Genomic DNA, 16,076 nt, shown 5'->3' on the forward strand with positions numbered 1-16,076 from the left:
CATGTTTTTTCAGCAGCCTTGCATGCAGGTTGTCGAACCGGCCAACATCCCGAAACATATAAGGTTTAACCTCCCTTCTGGAGCACGATCCTAGTCATGTCGTCGATGTCGCAAATGCATAAGCAACGACATTACAGAGACCAGTGCCGGAACCGACGTTGCAGAACGGCGTAGCGACTACAGGAGATCAGCCATCGCGGTCTTAGCATCCAGCTTGGCCCGCATTTTCGTAGCCCATTCGGGATCGACGCGAGCGACGAAGCCGCGTTGCGCAGGGGTAAGGTTTTCATAGACGGTATGCGGGCGATAGACAGGCCAACGTCTCAGGAAATGCCGCTCTTGCTGTTCGGGGGTGATCACGGCCAGTTCCGGGTGCTCCTGCATTTCCTCGTAGGTCATCATAATGAACTCCTCGCCAAATTGTTCGCGATAGCCCTGCTGGTCGTGCGCTTGGCGATGGAACTGGATAGCTCGGATGTCTGACAGGCGCGTTTCGCCACGATTGAGCTGCGCGAGTTGTTCACGATCATACAGACCGGCGGGGAACTTGTTGGACGGCTCGGGGATGTAGCCTGAGGATTTCTGTTTTTTGGCGGGTTCGATGATCTTCACCCGGCGACCGAGAATGACCTCCTCATCGGTCCATCCGCGATCACTGCGCTTACGGATGGCATCCGCCGTCAGCCCGAAATGCTCCGCAAGCTGGGAGGCTGTGAATTTCATGCCGTTGGAGAGCGTGTAAACGCGGGTGTCGCTTTTATTGTTGTTCTGAACCTTTTTCGTCGCCCACCGGACCTTTCCGGGTGCGTATTCGGGATCGTTGTTGTCGATCCTATCGAGGGTCATGCCCGGCTGCGGCATGGGGCCTATCAGCAGAAGAAAATCACTGAAGTCGGAGATTGCTGGGGAGACAACCTTCCCCTGTTGGTCTGCACGCTGCTTCATGTTCCTGTGCGAATTGGCTTCGGCGCAGTATCGGTCACGAAGCGCAGAACCTGTCTTTATATAGGCGATGTCATCGACAGTCAGAGACTTGGCGTATGGGAACCCGTTATGCGTGGTGTCGAGCGTTTTCTCACTGGCCGGGACGGACTTTATTGGTTTGCTTGTGAGGCTGACATCTACCAAGGTGGCAGGGGCTGAAACCAGCGGTTCTCCGGGTTTTTGGGCTGCTTTCTCATGTCCGGCTGGCTGAGAAAATCCGGGGGTCGTTTCCATGGTGCATTTCCTCCTTCGCTTGAAGTCGGATGCGTCATGCGGTATAATAATACCGCTCTTGGTCGAGCATCCGATAGTTCCGCCACTGCCCTTTGCCGAGGGCGGTGGCGTTGTCATTCTAGGGCCAGCAGAGGGGAGCCAGAAAGTCGGAGAACACGGTCCGGTGTATCCTGTAGCCCAACTCCTCGCAGCCAGCCTGAGTGCGGCGTGGTGGAGACCGAGGGAATGGCAGGTGACACGTAAGTGACACGTAGCGCCTGATTATCCTCCGGAAATCGTTGATTTCGTGCGATGACGCCTGATCACGCCAGAGAGATTTTCCGTTTGTTTTTAGGGGGGTGGCGTAGCGTTGACATCGTAGGGGTCACAGGTTCAATCCCTGTCACGCCCACCATCCGAACCCAAGGCCCGCAAGGGTTGCAGCCTTTAGAGGTTCGATTTTACGAAGTGGCCAGCAGGTTCAGCGAACCTTGAAGGCGGCAAAATGCGACGTTCCCTCTAAGTCGTCAATGTCCTGCTTTCGATCGTGCTGCTCTATATGGTCGGCTACGCGATCTGGAGCACCGGTCGGCCGTGGACTGGCTACTGACTGCTCTCGGCCTTCGCGTAGGCGTTCGGCACTGGCTTCGGATCAACCCCTGCCATCAGTTCGGTATAGCGCCGCTCGATAAGGCTACTGCTTCGTCCCGAGTGTCAACCAGTTGCGTCCCACCGCCCTGTCTACCGTTCTCTGGATTGCGGCCTCCGGGGAACGCTTTCCATAGCCCCTCCGACATACCGCTGGTTTCGGCATAGACGCGTCCGGCTTCCTCGTTCTCGAATTTTGCGGTGAAGTCCTTCTGTCTCGAAGACCCGGCAATAACCGTTCGCTCCCATGCGAGATGAACCCTTCCGCCACGATCCAAAACGGCTTTGAAGGCGGACGCTATCGAAGGGAACGGGCCAAGGAATTCCTCGCCGTCTTGGACGAGGTAGTTCCACCCGGCTCCCGATGACCTGACGTACATGCGTTTCGACATGCAGAGAGGATAGAGGCCGGGTCCAGACAAACGAAAAGCCCGCCCCGGCGAACCGGAGCGGGCGGTAATTACACTGGAGTTCATTCAGAACCGATAGTTGAGGCTCAGCGAGACGGTATGCGTGCTCGGCTTCACGATGGACGGCCCCAGCGCCGCAGAATCATCGGCAAAATCATGGCTGTTGTAGTGGGCGTAAGCGTAGTCGATGCCGACGAACCACTTGTCGTTGATTGCATAGTCAGCACCAAAGCCGACAGTCCAACCGGTGTAGGTATGATCGAGCAGGATAGATCCTGTCGAGTCGGAGTAACCGGTATCATTCAGGTGCAAAAATGCGACACCACCCTTGATGTAGGGCAAGAAATTACCCATCGCGTAACCGGCTTTCGCAACAATGTCTCCCTGCCAGTCCGCCTTGGTCTGAAATACCTCATCACCGGCAACACCAGCGCCTGTGGCATCCCGATGTTTATTGAAGACTGCGACCAGGCGAGCTTCAGCACCGATAACGAAGTCGTTCGGAAACTGGTAGAGATAACCGACCTGGCCACCGATCGAACCGGATGTGCTGTCACCATCGTAATCCGGGGGCGTGTATGCAGGGATTGTCACGTCACCCTTGAGGAAATTGACGCCGCCGACAACGCCAACATAGGCACCGGACCAATTGTAGGAAGCGATCGGCAATTCTGCGACCGCATCAGCCGCATAGGCCGATGAACCAAGGGCGAAAAGCATTGCCGAAGAAATCAGTATTTGCTTCTTCATAGAATAGACCCCGCTTGAGTTGACGCATGAGTATCATGCACTCGGGGCTTTTGTCTGTGCTACAAATGCAACATTCGAGTTTAGTTGCGAGGCAATTCACTTACAGCGAGAGCCCATCGTAGGCGTCACAGGTTCAATCCCTTCTCCCACCAATCCGGTTTCCATAGTTTTCAATATCTTGGCTGTCGCCCAGCCCTGTTGAAAGATCTTCAATCGGCTGATGGTCCCGAGTGATCGCGACAAGAAGCCGCCTCGCGGCGGCCTGCCCCTGCCGGCACCGGCTTTCGAGCGTCTCCCCGGCAGTGCGTGAAAGTTATGTGTTTTGCCGGGGGAGCGGCACAGCCGCCCTTCCGATTTCTTATGCGCGCCGCCATACTGGGCGCCGAGGGCATGGGAGGAGGAACGGCGATGGACGATCTGTGGAGCGGGCTTGCCCGCAGGTGCCGGCCATGAGCTACGAATTCGATTTCGCCGACGTCTTCGCCGCCTGGCCGGAACTGGTGCACGGAGCCCTGAACACGCTCGTGCTTTCCGGCGTTGCCATGGCCATAGGCATGGTCGTCGCTGTCGCCGGCGCGCTCGGCAAGACGTCCGGCCCCAGATGGCTCGCCGTCATCATCGACGCCTATATCGAACTGATCCGCAACACGCCCTTCCTCATCCAGATCTTCATGATCTTCTTCGGCCTGCCGTCGCTCGGCATCCGCCTTTCCTCCAATACGGCGGCCGTGGTGGCGCTGGTGGTCAATGTCGGCGCCTATGGCATAGAGATCATCCGCGCCGGCATCGAAAGCATCAGCAAGGGCCAGATCGAGGCCGGCCGGGCGCTGGGGCTGAAACCGCTGCAGATCTTCCGCCTCATCGTGCTCAAGCCGGCGATCCAGGCGATCTATCCCTCGCTGACCAGCCAGTTCATCCTGCTGCTTCTCAACTCCAGCGTCTGCTCCGCCATCGCCGCCACCGAACTGACGGCCGCCGCCGGCGATATCCAGTCCCGCACGTTCCGCTCGTTCGAGGTCTATTTCGTCATCACCTGCATGTATTTCGTCATGTCCCTGTTCTTCTGGAGCGTGTTCGGCGCCATCGAAAGAACATGGCTGCGCACGCCGGCGAAGCGATAGGAGGCGGCCATGCGCGAACTTGGATCGGGTGACATTTTCTACATTATCGGCGCCGTCCGCTGGACGCTGCTTTTGTCGGTCATCGCCTTCATCGGCGGTTCGATCGGCGGCGCGCTCGTCGCGTTGGCGCGCACGGGGGAGTTTCGATGGCTGCGGATGCTCGCCGCCGGCTACATCAAGGTCTTCCAGGGAACGCCGCTTCTCATGCAGCTCTTCCTGGCTTTTTTCGCGCCGGGCATCTTCGGCGTCTCGGTCGATCCCTGGACGGCGGCAGCGATCGGCCTCTCGCTTCACGCCAGCGCCTTCCTCGGCGAAATCTGGCGCGGCGCCATCGAGGTCGTTCCGCCGGGCCAAGCGGAAGCGGCGACGGCGCTGGGCCTGCGCTACTGGCCCAAGATGGCGCTGGTCATCGCACCGCAGGCAGTGCGGATCGCCATTCCTCCGACCGTCGGCTTCCTGGTGCAGCTCATCAAGGGAACTTCGCTCGCCTCGATCATCGGTTTCGTCGAACTGACGCGCGCCGCCCAGGTCGTCAACAACGCCACCTTTCATCCCTTCACGATTTTTGGGCTTGTGGCGCTGGTGTATTTTATCGTTTGCTGGCCGCTGTCGGTCTACAGCAGGCGCATGGAGCGCCGGCTCGCCGTGGCCCGGCGCTGAAGCGGCGACACACGACCGCGAAGCGATTGAACAAATACTCGGGAGAAACGCCTTATGACCACCTTCAACTCGATCACGCGGCGCGGGTTCGCAACGCTCATGGCCGCCGGCACGGCCACGGCGATTCTGGGAATGCACGTGGCGAACGCCGCAACGCCGGACGAAATCAAGAAAAACGGCACGTTGCGCGTCGGCGTTCTGGTCGACTATCCGCCGTTCGGGGGCACCGACGCCAATCAGCAGCCCGCCGGTTACGACGCCGATGTCGCCGCGCTGATGGCGAAAGCGCTCGGGGTGAAGCTGGAGCTGGTTCCCGTCACCGGTCCCAACCGCATACCCTACCTCCTGACCAACAAGATCGACGTGCTGATCGCCACCTTCGGCATCACCGCGGAGCGGGCCAAGCAGGTGTTGTTCTCCGATCCCTATTCCGCGCTGACGATCTATGTGCTGGCCCCGAAGAGCCTGACCATAAAAGGCGCAGAAGACCTGAAGTCCGTCAGCATCGGCGTGGCGCGTGCCTCCACGCAGGACACCGCCATCACGGCGATCGCGCCGGAAGGAACACAGATCAAGCGCTTCGACGACGACGCCACCGCGCTGCAGGCGCTCATTTCCGGGCAGGTACAGGCGCTCGGGGCCTCCAACACCATATTGGCGCAGCTCAGCAAAGATTATGCGAGCATGGAGATCGAGCCGAAGATAACGCTCAAGGCTCAGGCCAACGGCATGGCGTTCCGGAAGTCCGACACCGCGCTGCAGGAATACGCGAACACCTTCATCGCCGAGATCGTCAAGAACGGTGAGCTTTCCAAGATCAACGAACGCTGGTTCGGTGTTCCGCTCGACCAGCTGCCGCCGATGCCGAAGATCTGACGGTTCCGGAAGCGGCCTGTCCGGTTCCGACGGCAGGCCGCTTCCATCGGCGATTTCGGAGAACAACGCGAAGCCGACCTCGCCCGATCAGCCTGTCAGCGGGCGATCCGCGTCGAAAGAATGATGGACGACAGCGTTCGCTCCACGCCGTCCAGCGCGCCGATCTCGTCGATGAAAACGTCGAGTTCGGAAATGGATGGCGCCGCGATCATCGCGATCAGGTCGAACGAGCCGCTGACGGAGTGCAGCGCCGTGACCGCGCGTATCCGCTCCAGCGCCGCTGTGACCTGAGGCAGCGCCTTGGGCGCGATCGTGATCAGGATGTGGGCGCGGACAAGGCCGGATTGATAGGCGTCCGACAGGCGGACGCCGTAGCCGGTGATGACGCCCTCCCGCTCCAGCCGGTCCAGCCGCGCCTGCACCGTGGTGCGCGACAGCGACAACCGCTTGGCTAGGCTCGCCACCGGCGTCCTGGCATTCTCCGCCAGCAGCGCCAGGAGTTCGCGGTCTTTCTGGGTGATCTGCATTCCATTACCGTCGTTTTGGACAACAAGATTGGCATTTTGAGTAATTGAATACTCCGAATTGCGCTTTTCGTCGCTACGAATCTTTCCTCTGTAGCGCTATCCTCACAGCTTGGCGTTCGAAGAGGGTCGCGACATGAAAACGGTGATGGTGGTAGGTGCGGGCAAGATCGGCGGCGCGATCGCGCTCATGCTCGCGCAGACGGGAGATTACGCGGTCGTCGTCGCGGACCGCGCCGAGGCGCAACTCGCCAAGATCGACAAGCACGCGGCCATCAGCACGCTGGCGCTCGACATTGCCGACCACGCCAGCCTCGTCGCGGCGCTCAGGGGAAAATTCGCCGTGCTGTCGGCGGCGCCTTTCAACCTGACCGGCGCCATCGCCGAAGCGGCGCTCGAAGCGGGAACGCATTATCTCGACCTCACCGAGGACGTCGCCACGACCAAGAAGGTGGAACACCTCGCGGCAGGCGCGGATAGCGCCTTCATCCCCCAGTGCGGGCTGGCGCCGGGCTTCATCTCGATCGTCGCCAATGACCTCGCCAAACGCTTCGACACGCTCGACAGCGTGCGCATGCGCGTCGGCGCGCTGCCGCAATATCCGTCGAACGCCCTGAACTACAACCTCACCTGGAGCACCGACGGCCTCATCAACGAATATATCGAGCCCTGCGAGGCCGTCGTCGAAGGCAGGCTGGTGACCGTGCCCGCGATGGAGGAGCGCGAGGAGTTCTCGCTCGACGGCGTCACCTACGAGGCGTTCAACACCTCCGGCGGCCTGGGCACCCTGGCCAAGACGCTGGAAGGCAAGGTGCGCACCATGAACTACCGCACCATCCGCTATCCCGGCCATCAGGCGATCATCAAGGCACTGCTCAACGACCTCAACCTGAAAAACCGCCGCGACGTGCTGAAGGACCTGTTCGAGAACGCCCTGCCCGCCACCATGCAGGACGTCGTGGTGATCTTCGTCACCGTCTGCGGCTGGCGCGAGGGCCGCTACATGCAGGAAACCTACGCCAACAAGATCTATGCCGCGCCGGTGGCCGGCAGGATGATGAGCGCCATCCAGATCACCACCGCCGCCGGCATCGCCGCCGTCCTCGACCTGCTGGCCGGGGGCAAGCTGCCCGGCAAGGGTTTCGTGCGGCAGGAAGAGATAGCGCTGGCCGACTTCCTCGACAACCGCTTCGGCCGCTTCTACGCGCCGGAGACGACACGCCTGAAATCCGCCGGCTGAGCCTCTTTCCTCTCAGATGACGTACTAAAAGGTCGCCATCCGCCCGGACACTTGTTTTCGGGCGCCATCACGGGCATCAGTGCTGGATGTCCGAGAGGATCGAACACCGAGACGAGATAAAGCCCGGCCGGGCGGCCGGGCGCTGCGACGCCGTCATCCGGTCGATCGGCCTCGCATGGCTGGTCTTCGCCGTCCTGCTCGCCTTCGCTCCGGCAAGAGCCGAGGTCGCGCTTGAAATACCCGACCGCCCGGACGTTCAGCCCGTTCGGCTCGACCATCCTCCAGCGGGATCTGGCAAGCGCCTATTTTGTCGACCTTCGCGCTAGGCTCGAATGGTCTCGAACTGCCGATCGCCACGGCTCCGCCGATGAGGCCGGCCATACGGGTCTTATTCCCGCTACGCTCCGGCTTCGAACACCGGGCCTCGATACCCGGGTTCCTCGAACCGGCCGCCCGAAAACCCATCATCGGCTTGTCCGTCTTTTCGACGCACGGGCGCCGCCTCGGCCTGTCTGAACGCATCCACCGCATTTTCAGATAGTCAGCCCGCACCGCGCTCCTGTCGCGTGCGGGCCTTGAGGACATATGTCATGGACAACAACGAACCCGACAACCGGGACCACGTCGTCATCAAATCGGCATGGGTCGGCAACGTTGCGATGATCGCCCTCGTGGTGATCATCCTCGGAGCCGCGCTTGCCTACAAGGAGTTCTTCTGACCCCTGGCCTGCCGCCCCTGCCTCGCTTCCGAGGCAGGGGCAATCCGATTCCGAGCGCATTGCTCTCGCGATTTCGCGCCAGAGACAACCGCCTGACGGCCGCTCAGACGCCCATCGTCGCGCAAAGGCTCCGCATCCGGCTGACCGCAAGCTCGGGATCGGCCAGCAGTCCGGCCTTGTCCGCCAGCCGGAATATATCGGCATAGTGCAAGATGCCGCGCGCCGACTGCATGCCGCCGATCATGGCGACGTGATCCTGATGGCCGTTGAGCCACGCCATGAAGACGATTCCTGCCTTGTAGTATTCCGTCGGCGCCTCGAAGATTTTCCGCGACAGCGGCACGGTCGGCGCCATCAGCGCGTCGTAGCCGGCGCGGTCGCCTGCCGCCAGTTTCGCCAAGGCGGCCGCGGCGACGGGCGCGATCGCGTCGAAGATGCCGAGCAGCGCGTGCGAGTGCCGCTCGCCGTCGCCGGCGATCAGGCCCGGATAGTTGAAGTCGTCGCCGGTGAACATGAGGACACCGTCGGGCAGGCGGGCGCGTAGCGCGATCTCCTTGTCCGCGTCGAGCAGCGAGATCTTGATCCCCTCGACCTTGTCGGCATGCCGCTCGATGATGCCGACCACCGTTTTCAGCGCGCCGCCGAAATCGTCGGAACCCCAATATCCCTTGAGGGCCGGATCGAACATGTCGCCCAGCCAGTGCAGGATCACCTTGCCGGAGGACTGCGACAGGATGCGCTCGTAGACATGCGCATAGTCGTCGGCGCCTCTCGCCACGCGCGCCAGCGCCCGGCTCGCCATCATGATGGCCCGGCCGCCCTGCCCTTCGATGAAGCCGAACTGTTCCTCGTAAGCCGAGATTACGTCGTCGAGGGAACGCGCACCGGCGGCAGCGAGCTGGTCGGTGCCCGCGCCGGAGGCGAGCTCCGCCCCTTCGACAGCCCGCGCCTCGGCGATCGAGCGGCGGATCAATTCCTTCGCGCTCTGCCAGTCGAAGCCCATGCCGCGCTGCGAGGTATCCATCGCCTCGGCGATGCGGAAGCCGTGCCGCCACAGATGGCGGCGGAAGGCCATGGTCCGGTCCCAGTCCACTGCCGGCCGCGACCAAGGATCGGTCATCGCCAGCGGATCGGCGACCACATGGGCCGCCGCATAGGCAATGCGCGGGAAGGACGCCTTATCAGGCGGCTCGACCGCCTTCCCGACAAGCGCATAGCGGCGTCGCGAGCCATCGGCTTCGGGCAGTTCCATATCCATGACACGTCCTCCAAATTTCTCGATAAATGGAACGTTCCAATAAATCAAGACCAGTCGAGTACGCGCCATATCGACGGAAGTTCCTCGAGTATCCATCGGCGTGCTCTGCCATAACGGCATTCATGGCGACAGTTGGCGCATGCCTTGACGACCAGTCGAAAGCGTGATTTAGAACGTTCCAATAAAATTCATACCAAGGAGACGCTGCGGATGGCCAGCCGGCCGAAGACGACGATCCTCGATATCGCCCGCGCCGCGGGCGTATCGAAGTCGACCGTCTCGCTGGTCCTGCAGGGCAGCGGCCTGATCCGCCCAGACACCGCCGGCAAGGTGCGCAAGGCCATCGAGGATGTCGGCTACGTCTACAACCGCGGCGCCGCCAATTTGCGCAAGGCGCAATCCAACGTCATCGGCATGGTGGTCAACGACCTGACCAATCCCTTCTATGCCGAACTGGCCGTCGGCATGGAGCGTGCCTTCCAGTCGGCCGGCGTCGTGCCCTTCATCGCCAACACGGCAGAAAACCCGATACGCCAGGAAGAAGTGCTGAAATCCATGCTCGAGCAGGGTGTCGCCGGCCTGATCGTGTCGCCGGCGCGCGGCACGCGCCCCGACGCCTTCCGCCGCGTCGAGACCGCCGGCGTGCCGGTCGTCTTCGCCATGCGGCGGCTGCCCGAGAGCCGCATCCCCGTCGTCGCGCCGGACAACCATCGCGGCGCCTTCCTGGCCGCCCGGCACCTGATCGGCAAGGGCCATCGCCGTCTCGCCTTCTTCGGCGGCTCGGCCGACCTCGTCGTCCGTCACGAGCGCCTCGAAGGGTTTCGCGAGGCCTGCTGCGAGGCGGGCATCGGCGAGGCCGACATCCAGGTCTTTGAGAGCGAGACCAACCGCAAGGGCGGCATGGCCTGCCTCGACATGGCGTTGACCGGCGACATGTCGCCGACCGCAGCGCTCTGCTTCAACGACGCGGTCGCCTTCGGCGCCATGCTGGGCCTGCGCCGGCACGGGCTGGAAGCCGGCAGGGATTTCGCCGTGGTCGGCTTCGACGACGTCGACGAGGCGCAGCACTATATGCCCGCGCTCACCAGCATCGCGGTGGATCCGGCGGGCCTGGGCGAACGCGCCGCACACGCGGTGCTGAAGATGATCCAGTCGCGCACCACCCGCGCCGAGGACCATATCGGCTCGGTCTCGCTGATGGTGCGCGAAAGCTGCGGGCCGTATCGGCCCGAAATGGAAGGAACCTTCGCATGACCGTTCGCTGGGGCCTGATCGGCGCGAGCACGATCGCCAGGCAGTTCATGATCGACGCCATCCGCAACCAGCGGGACGGCGAGGTCGCGGCGGTGATGAGTTCGAGCCCCGAGCGCGCAGCCGCCTATGCGAAGGAGAACGGCATTCGGGCCGCCTTCTCCACGCTGCCGGACCTGCTCGCCGCCGATATCGACGCCGTCTACATCTCCACCACAAACGAATTGCATCTCGAACAGGCGCTGGCGGCAGCGAAGGCCGGCAAGCATGTGCTGTGCGAGAAGCCCCTGACGCTGACCACGGCCGACGCGCGCCGGATCGTCGAGGCCTGCCGGGAGGCAGGTGTGGTCATCGGCACGAACCATCATCTGAGGAACGCCGGCGCCCACCGCGCCATGCGCGAGGCGATTGCCGCCGGCCGGATCGGCAAGCCGATCGCCGCCCGTGTCTTTCACTCCGTCTACCTGCCCGAAAACCTGCAAGGTTGGCGCATCGCCAGGCCGGAAGCCGGCGGCGGCGTGGTGCTCGACATCACCGTGCACGATGCCGACACGTTGCGCTTCGTGCTGGACGACGACCCGGTGGAGATTGCCGCTTTCACCCAGTCGGCCGGCATGGCCGGCGGCGGGCTGGAGGGCGGCGCCATGTGCGTCTGGCGCTTCAAGTCCGGCGTCATAGCCCAGAGCCACGAGGGCTTCACCACGAAATACGCCGGCACCGGTTTCGAGGTGCATGGCACCGAGGGCTCGCTGTTCGCGAAGGACGTGATGACGCAGAAGCCGGCCGGTACGGTCGTGTTGCGCACGGCGGCGGGCGAGGAGGAACTTACTTTCGACCGCGAGGATCTCTACACGCGCGCGCTGCGCGCCTTTCATGCCGCAATCCATGGCGAAGGCCGCCCGGCGGCGACAGGCGAAGACGGCGTCTGGTCGCTCGCCTGCGCGGAAGCGGCGCTGGAATCGGCGCGAACGAGGTCGGCGGTGAAGATCGAGCCGGGGATTTGACGGATATGACCGCTTCTTCGATCCCGACCCTCGCGCACCCCCACCCCTGTCCCCTCCCCACAAGGGGGAGGGAGACGCTGACATGGCCGTCTCGTCCAAGAATGCAGACGTTGGCGGGTCGTTGCACCGCCGCCAAGTCCCCCTCCCCCGTGTGGGGAGGGGATAGAGGTGGGGGTGCGGCGCCCTATGCGATTGCCCTCCCATCAAGGGGAGAAGGAACGACTGAGGCCTACGCATGACCAAGCTTATCACCGCCACTGAAGCAGCAAACCTCATCCCCGACGGCGCCATCGTCTCCGTCTCCTCCTCCTCCGGCCTCGGCTGTCCGGACGCGGTGCTCGCCGCCATCGGCGCGCGCTTCGAGGCGGAGGGTCATCCGCGCGACCTGACCACGCTGCACCCCATCGCCGCCGGCGACATGTGGGGCATCAAGGGCATCGACCATCTGGCCAAGCCCGGCCTGCTGAAGAAGACGCTGTGTGGCTCCTATCCCTCCGGTCCCTCCTCGGCCGAACCGCCGCAGATCTGGCGGATGATCGGCGAGAACAAGGTCGCGGCCTACAACGTCCCTTCCGGCATCCTGTTCGACATGCACCGCGAAGCCGCCGCCAAGCGGCCGGGCGTGCTGACCAAGGTCGGCCTCGACACGTTCGTCGATCCGCGCCAGCAGGGCTGCGCCATGAATGCGGCGGCGTCCGACCCGATCGTGCGCATCGAACAGTTCGACGGCGAGGAATGGCTTTATTTCCCGGCGATCGCGCCGCAAATCTCCATCATCCGCGCCACCAGCGCCGACGAACGCGGCAACCTGACCTATGAGCACGAGGGCGCCTATCTCGGCGCGCTGGAGCAGGCCATGGCCGCCCGCACCAATGGCGGCATCGTCGTCGCACAGGTCAAGCGCGTGGTCGAGAACGGCACCTTGAAGCCGCACGACGTGCGGGTGCCGGGCGTTCTGGTCGACCACATCGTCGTCGATCCCGACCAGTTGCAGACCACGCAGACGCCCTACGATCCGGCCATCTCGGGCGAAATCTTCCGGCCGCTTTCCACCTTCCGCACGCCCGCCTTCGACATCCAGAAGGTGATCGCGCGCCGCATCGCGATGGAACTGGCGAACGGCTGGGCCGTCAACATCGGCTTCGGCATCTCCGCCAACGTGCCGCGCATCCTTCTGGAGGAAGGCCAGCACGGCAAGGTGACGTGGGTGATCGAACAGGGCGCGGTCGGCGGCGTGCCGCTGCTCGACTTCAAGTTCGGCTGCGCCTCCAACGCCGAGGCGATCATGCCCTCGCCGCACCAGTTCACCTACTTTCAAGCCGGCGGCTTCGACGCCTCGCTGCTCTCCTTCCTGCAGATCGACCGCAACGGCTCGGTCAACGTCTCGAAGCTCTCTGTCCGTCCGCATGTGACGGCCGGCTGCGGCGGCTTCGTCGACATTACCGCGCGGGCAAAGAAAATCGTCTTTTCCGGCTTCTTCAATGCCGGCGCCAGGCTTTCCGTCGTCGACGGCGCGGTGCGTATCGACAAGGAAGGCAAGGTGAAAAAGGTGGTTGGCGAGGTCGAGCACGTTTCCTTCTCCGGCCGGCGCGCCGTCGCGCAGGGACAGGACATCACCTACGTCACCGAGCGCTGCGCGATGAAGCTGACGCCGGACGGACTGCTGGTGACGGAGATCGCCCCCGGCATCGACCTCGAACGCGACGTGCTGGCGCAGGCGGAGATTCCGCTGGCGGTGGCGAAGGATCTCAAGATGACGCCGGCGGCGCTCTACCATGAGGCGCCGATCGGGTTGGAGCTCGGAGGCGATCATGGCTGAGATCATCGCCATGATACCCCCACCCCTAACCCCTCCCCCTTGCGGGGAGGGGGAACTGCCGCGTGCCAAGTCCCCCTGCCCCTTGCGGGGAGGGGTTAGGGGTGGGGGTTCATTCCCACCGACATATGAGGCTAGCTATGCCTGACCTCGTCACCTTCGAACAGGACGGCGCCGTCGGCACCATCATCCTGCACCGACCCGAAAAATTCAACGCGCTCGACATCCCCATGCTGCGCGCGCTGGAGACCGCACTGGACGAGGCTGAAATGGCGGCCGACGTCCGCGTCGTGCTGGTCTGCGGCGAAGGCAAGGGGTTCTGTGCCGGCGGCGACATCGAGGCATGGGCGGCCATGAGCGCGGCCGATTTCCAGCACCAGTGGGTGCGCTACGGCCACCGCGTCTTCGGCCGCCTGGCGCAACTGCGCCAGCCGACCATCGCCGTGCTGTCCGGCCACGCGCTCGGCGGCGGGCTGGAACTGGCCGCCGCCTGCGACTTCCGCATCGCCGAGCATCAGATAAAACTCGGCTTTCCCGAAACCTCCATTGGCGTGGTGCCCGGCTGGTCCGGCACACAGCGCGCCGTGCGCCGCTTCGGCGCGCAGGCGGTGCGACGCATGGCGCTCGGCGGCGAGATCTTCACGGCACCTGAAGCGCTGCCGCTCGGCATCGTCGACCGCGTCGTGCAGACCGGCACAGCCTTCGCCGAAGCCAAGGCATGGGGCGAAAGGATCGCCGCGCGCGGGCCGCTCGCCACCGAGGCGGCCAAGCTGATGATCGCCGTCGCCGAAGGCGAGGAAAGCGCGGCCGCGACCGAGGCGCTCGCCAGCGGCTTCATCGCATTGACGGCCGACCTCAAGGCCGGCGCCGAGGCTTTCCACGAGAAACGGCCGGCGCGGTTTTCGAGATCATGAGCAAAGACATGTTTTGGCGCGACGGCACTCCCCTCCGGCCTGCCGGCCTGCACAATCGCGGCGAGGAAATCACATGAACGCACCCCTTCGGATCGCCATGCCAGCCGAGGCCTCGGCCGCGCCCAAAACCTATCGTCTGCTGATCGGCGGCAGGCATGTCGAGGCCGGGGACGGCCGCACCATCGAGCGCCGTTCGCCCGGTCACGGCTTTGCCGTCTCTCGCTATGCGCAGGCCGGCGAGGCCGACGTCGAGGCAGCCGTGCAGGCCGCGCACAAGGCGTTCGAGGCCGGCCCGTGGCCGCGCATGAAGGCGTCCGAACGCGCCGCCGTCCTTCTCAAGACCGCCGATCTCATCGAGGCGCGCCTCGAGGACATCGCCCGCCTCGACGCGCTGGAATCGGGCAAGCCGATCGCTCAGGCGCGGGGCGAGATTGCCGGCGCGGTCGACATCTGGCGCTACGCGGCCGCGCTGGCCCGCACGCTTTCCGGCGAATCCTACGCCAATCTCGGTGATCCGATGCTGGGCGTCGTCATCCGCGAGCCGGTCGGCGTCGTCTCCATCATCACGCCGTGGAATTTTCCCTTCCTCATCGTCAGCCAGAAGCTGCCCTTCGCGCTGGCCGCCGGCTGCACGGCGGTCGTCAAGCCCTCCGAGATGACCTCCGCCTCGACCTTCCTGCTCGGCGACCTTCTGCTGGAAGCCGGATTGCCGGAGGGCGTCGTCAACGTGCTGGCCGGCCTAGGAGCCGACGTCGGTGCGCCGATGGTCGCGCACCCGCTGGTCGAGATGGTGTCGTTCACCGGCTCCACCCGCGTCGGTAAGCTCACGATGGCCGCCGCCGCGCCATCGCTCAAGAAAGTATCGATGGAGCTTGGCGGCAAGAACGGCCAGATCGTTTTTCCCGATGCCGACCTCGAGGCAGCCGCCGACGCGGCCGTGTTCGGCGGCTTCTTCAACGCCGGCGAATGCTGCAATGCCGGCTCCCGCCTTATCGTCCACGAGAATATCGCCGACGACTTCCTTGCTGCCGTCAAGAGGCTGACCGCCAAGGTCAAGGTGGGCGATCCGCTCGACGACGCCACCAGGGTCGGCGCCATGATCTCGACGGACCACCTCGCCAAGGTGTCGGGCTACGTGGACGCGGCCACGAGCGAGGGGGCGACGATCGCGGCCGGCGGCGCCGGCCTTCCCGCCAACGCCGGCCAGTATCTCGACCCGACGATCGTCTCTGGCGTGCGCCCGGACATGGCGATTGCCCGCGAGGAAGTGTTCGGGCCCGTACTCTCCGTGCTCACCTTCGACACGGTCGAGCAGGCCGTCCAGATCGCCAATGACACGCCCTACGGCCTGTCGGCCGGTGTCTGGAGCGCCGACATCGACACCTGCATGACCGTCTCGCGCGGGGCGCGCTCCGGCACCGTGTGGGTCAACACCTTCATGGAGGGGTATCCCGAGCTTCCCTTCGGCGGCTACAAGCAGTCCGGCCTCGGCCGCGAATTGGGCAAGCGCGCCGTCGAGGATTATACCGAGGAAAAGACCATCCAGTTCCACAGCGGGCGGCGCACCGCCTGGTGGGTCGGCTAGAGCATCGGACCGAAAAGTGGAATCCGGTTTTCGGAATATTCCGATGCTCAATCAAAGTGCTAGATCGTCCTTTGTGCGTCTGAAAAGACGCACGGCGATCTAG

General features: G+C 63.8%; 14 protein-coding genes. 10 read left to right on the top strand and 4 right to left on the bottom strand.

Annotated elements, in window-relative coordinates:
* Positions 1 to 177: 177 nt before the first annotated feature.
* Together ABMA46_RS08230 and ABMA46_RS08235 are read right to left on the bottom strand one after the other, a co-directional pair.
* Positions 178 to 1,218, bottom strand: a complete 1,041-nt coding sequence (locus ABMA46_RS08230) for a hypothetical protein (RefSeq protein ID WP_348998843.1) — start codon at positions 1,216 to 1,218, stop codon at positions 178 to 180.
* 1,103 nt (positions 1,219 to 2,321) lie between these two features.
* Complete coding sequence (locus ABMA46_RS08235) at positions 2,322 to 3,005, bottom strand: outer membrane protein (protein WP_348998844.1); 684 nt, start codon at positions 3,003 to 3,005, stop codon at positions 2,322 to 2,324.
* Positions 3,006 to 3,454: 449 nt separating this feature from the next.
* On the opposite strand from ABMA46_RS08235, the gene ABMA46_RS08240 reads away from it, so the two are divergent.
* From ABMA46_RS08240 to ABMA46_RS08250, 3 genes are read left to right on the top strand one after another with little or no spacing between them, the layout of a single operon-like run.
* Positions 3,455 to 4,126, top strand: a complete 672-nt coding sequence (locus ABMA46_RS08240) for an amino acid ABC transporter permease (RefSeq protein WP_348998845.1) — start codon at positions 3,455 to 3,457, stop codon at positions 4,124 to 4,126.
* A 9-nt stretch (positions 4,127 to 4,135) separates the two neighbouring features.
* Positions 4,136 to 4,786 (top strand): amino acid ABC transporter permease, encoded by a 651-nt coding sequence (locus ABMA46_RS08245; RefSeq protein ID WP_348998846.1) that lies wholly within the window; start codon positions 4,136 to 4,138, stop codon positions 4,784 to 4,786.
* A gap of 54 nt (positions 4,787 to 4,840) precedes the next feature.
* Positions 4,841 to 5,662: a transporter substrate-binding domain-containing protein gene (locus tag ABMA46_RS08250; RefSeq protein ID WP_348998847.1), complete on the top strand. Its 822-nt coding sequence runs from the start codon at positions 4,841 to 4,843 to the stop codon at positions 5,660 to 5,662.
* A gap of 95 nt (positions 5,663 to 5,757) precedes the next feature.
* On the opposite strand, the gene ABMA46_RS08255 is transcribed toward ABMA46_RS08250, so the two are convergent.
* Complete coding sequence (locus tag ABMA46_RS08255; protein WP_348998848.1) at positions 5,758 to 6,189, bottom strand: Lrp/AsnC family transcriptional regulator; 432 nt, start codon at positions 6,187 to 6,189, stop codon at positions 5,758 to 5,760.
* A 133-nt stretch (positions 6,190 to 6,322) separates the two neighbouring features.
* Between ABMA46_RS08255 and ABMA46_RS08260 the strand changes: the two genes are divergently transcribed.
* Both ABMA46_RS08260 and ABMA46_RS08265 read left to right on the top strand, forming a co-directional pair.
* The gene (locus tag ABMA46_RS08260; RefSeq protein ID WP_348998849.1) at positions 6,323 to 7,426 is read left to right on the top strand and encodes a saccharopine dehydrogenase family protein; all 1,104 of its coding nucleotides are present in this window, start codon (positions 6,323 to 6,325) and stop codon (positions 7,424 to 7,426) included.
* Between the two features lie 590 nt (positions 7,427 to 8,016).
* Positions 8,017 to 8,145: a hypothetical protein gene (locus ABMA46_RS08265; RefSeq protein WP_348998850.1), complete on the top strand. Its 129-nt coding sequence runs from the start codon at positions 8,017 to 8,019 to the stop codon at positions 8,143 to 8,145.
* A 103-nt stretch (positions 8,146 to 8,248) separates the two neighbouring features.
* Here ABMA46_RS08265 and ABMA46_RS08270 read toward each other — a convergent pair whose 3' ends face one another.
* On the bottom strand, positions 8,249 to 9,403 hold the full coding sequence (locus tag ABMA46_RS08270) for a dihydrodipicolinate synthase family protein (protein WP_348998851.1): 1,155 nt from the start codon (positions 9,401 to 9,403) through the stop codon (positions 8,249 to 8,251).
* Between the two features lie 210 nt (positions 9,404 to 9,613).
* On the opposite strand from ABMA46_RS08270, the gene ABMA46_RS08275 reads away from it, so the two are divergent.
* The 5 genes from ABMA46_RS08275 (at position 9,614) to ABMA46_RS08295 (ending at position 15,973) form a co-directional block, all read left to right on the top strand.
* Positions 9,614 to 10,657, top strand: coding sequence for a LacI family DNA-binding transcriptional regulator (locus ABMA46_RS08275; protein ID WP_348998852.1), 1,044 nt, complete (start codon positions 9,614 to 9,616; stop codon positions 10,655 to 10,657).
* Positions 10,654 to 11,658 carry a Gfo/Idh/MocA family protein gene (locus tag ABMA46_RS08280; RefSeq protein ID WP_348998853.1) on the top strand — a complete coding sequence of 335 codons (1,005 nt, stop codon included), beginning with the start codon at positions 10,654 to 10,656 and terminating at the stop codon, positions 11,656 to 11,658. Before ABMA46_RS08275 ends, ABMA46_RS08280 begins: the two co-directional genes overlap by 4 nt.
* Positions 11,659 to 11,893: 235 nt before the next feature.
* Complete coding sequence (locus ABMA46_RS08285) at positions 11,894 to 13,477, top strand: acyl CoA:acetate/3-ketoacid CoA transferase (RefSeq protein WP_348998854.1); 1,584 nt, start codon at positions 11,894 to 11,896, stop codon at positions 13,475 to 13,477.
* A 137-nt stretch (positions 13,478 to 13,614) separates the two neighbouring features.
* The gene (locus tag ABMA46_RS08290) at positions 13,615 to 14,388 is read left to right on the top strand and encodes an enoyl-CoA hydratase/isomerase family protein (RefSeq protein ID WP_348998855.1); all 774 of its coding nucleotides are present in this window, start codon (positions 13,615 to 13,617) and stop codon (positions 14,386 to 14,388) included.
* Between the two features lie 73 nt (positions 14,389 to 14,461).
* Positions 14,462 to 15,973: an aldehyde dehydrogenase family protein gene (locus tag ABMA46_RS08295; protein WP_348998856.1), complete on the top strand. Its 1,512-nt coding sequence runs from the start codon at positions 14,462 to 14,464 to the stop codon at positions 15,971 to 15,973.
* Positions 15,974 to 16,076: the final 103 nt, after the last annotated feature.

It is taken from the genome of Mesorhizobium hunchu, assembly GCF_040081975.1.
GTDB classification, from domain to species: domain Bacteria; phylum Pseudomonadota; class Alphaproteobacteria; order Rhizobiales; family Rhizobiaceae; genus Mesorhizobium; species Mesorhizobium hunchu.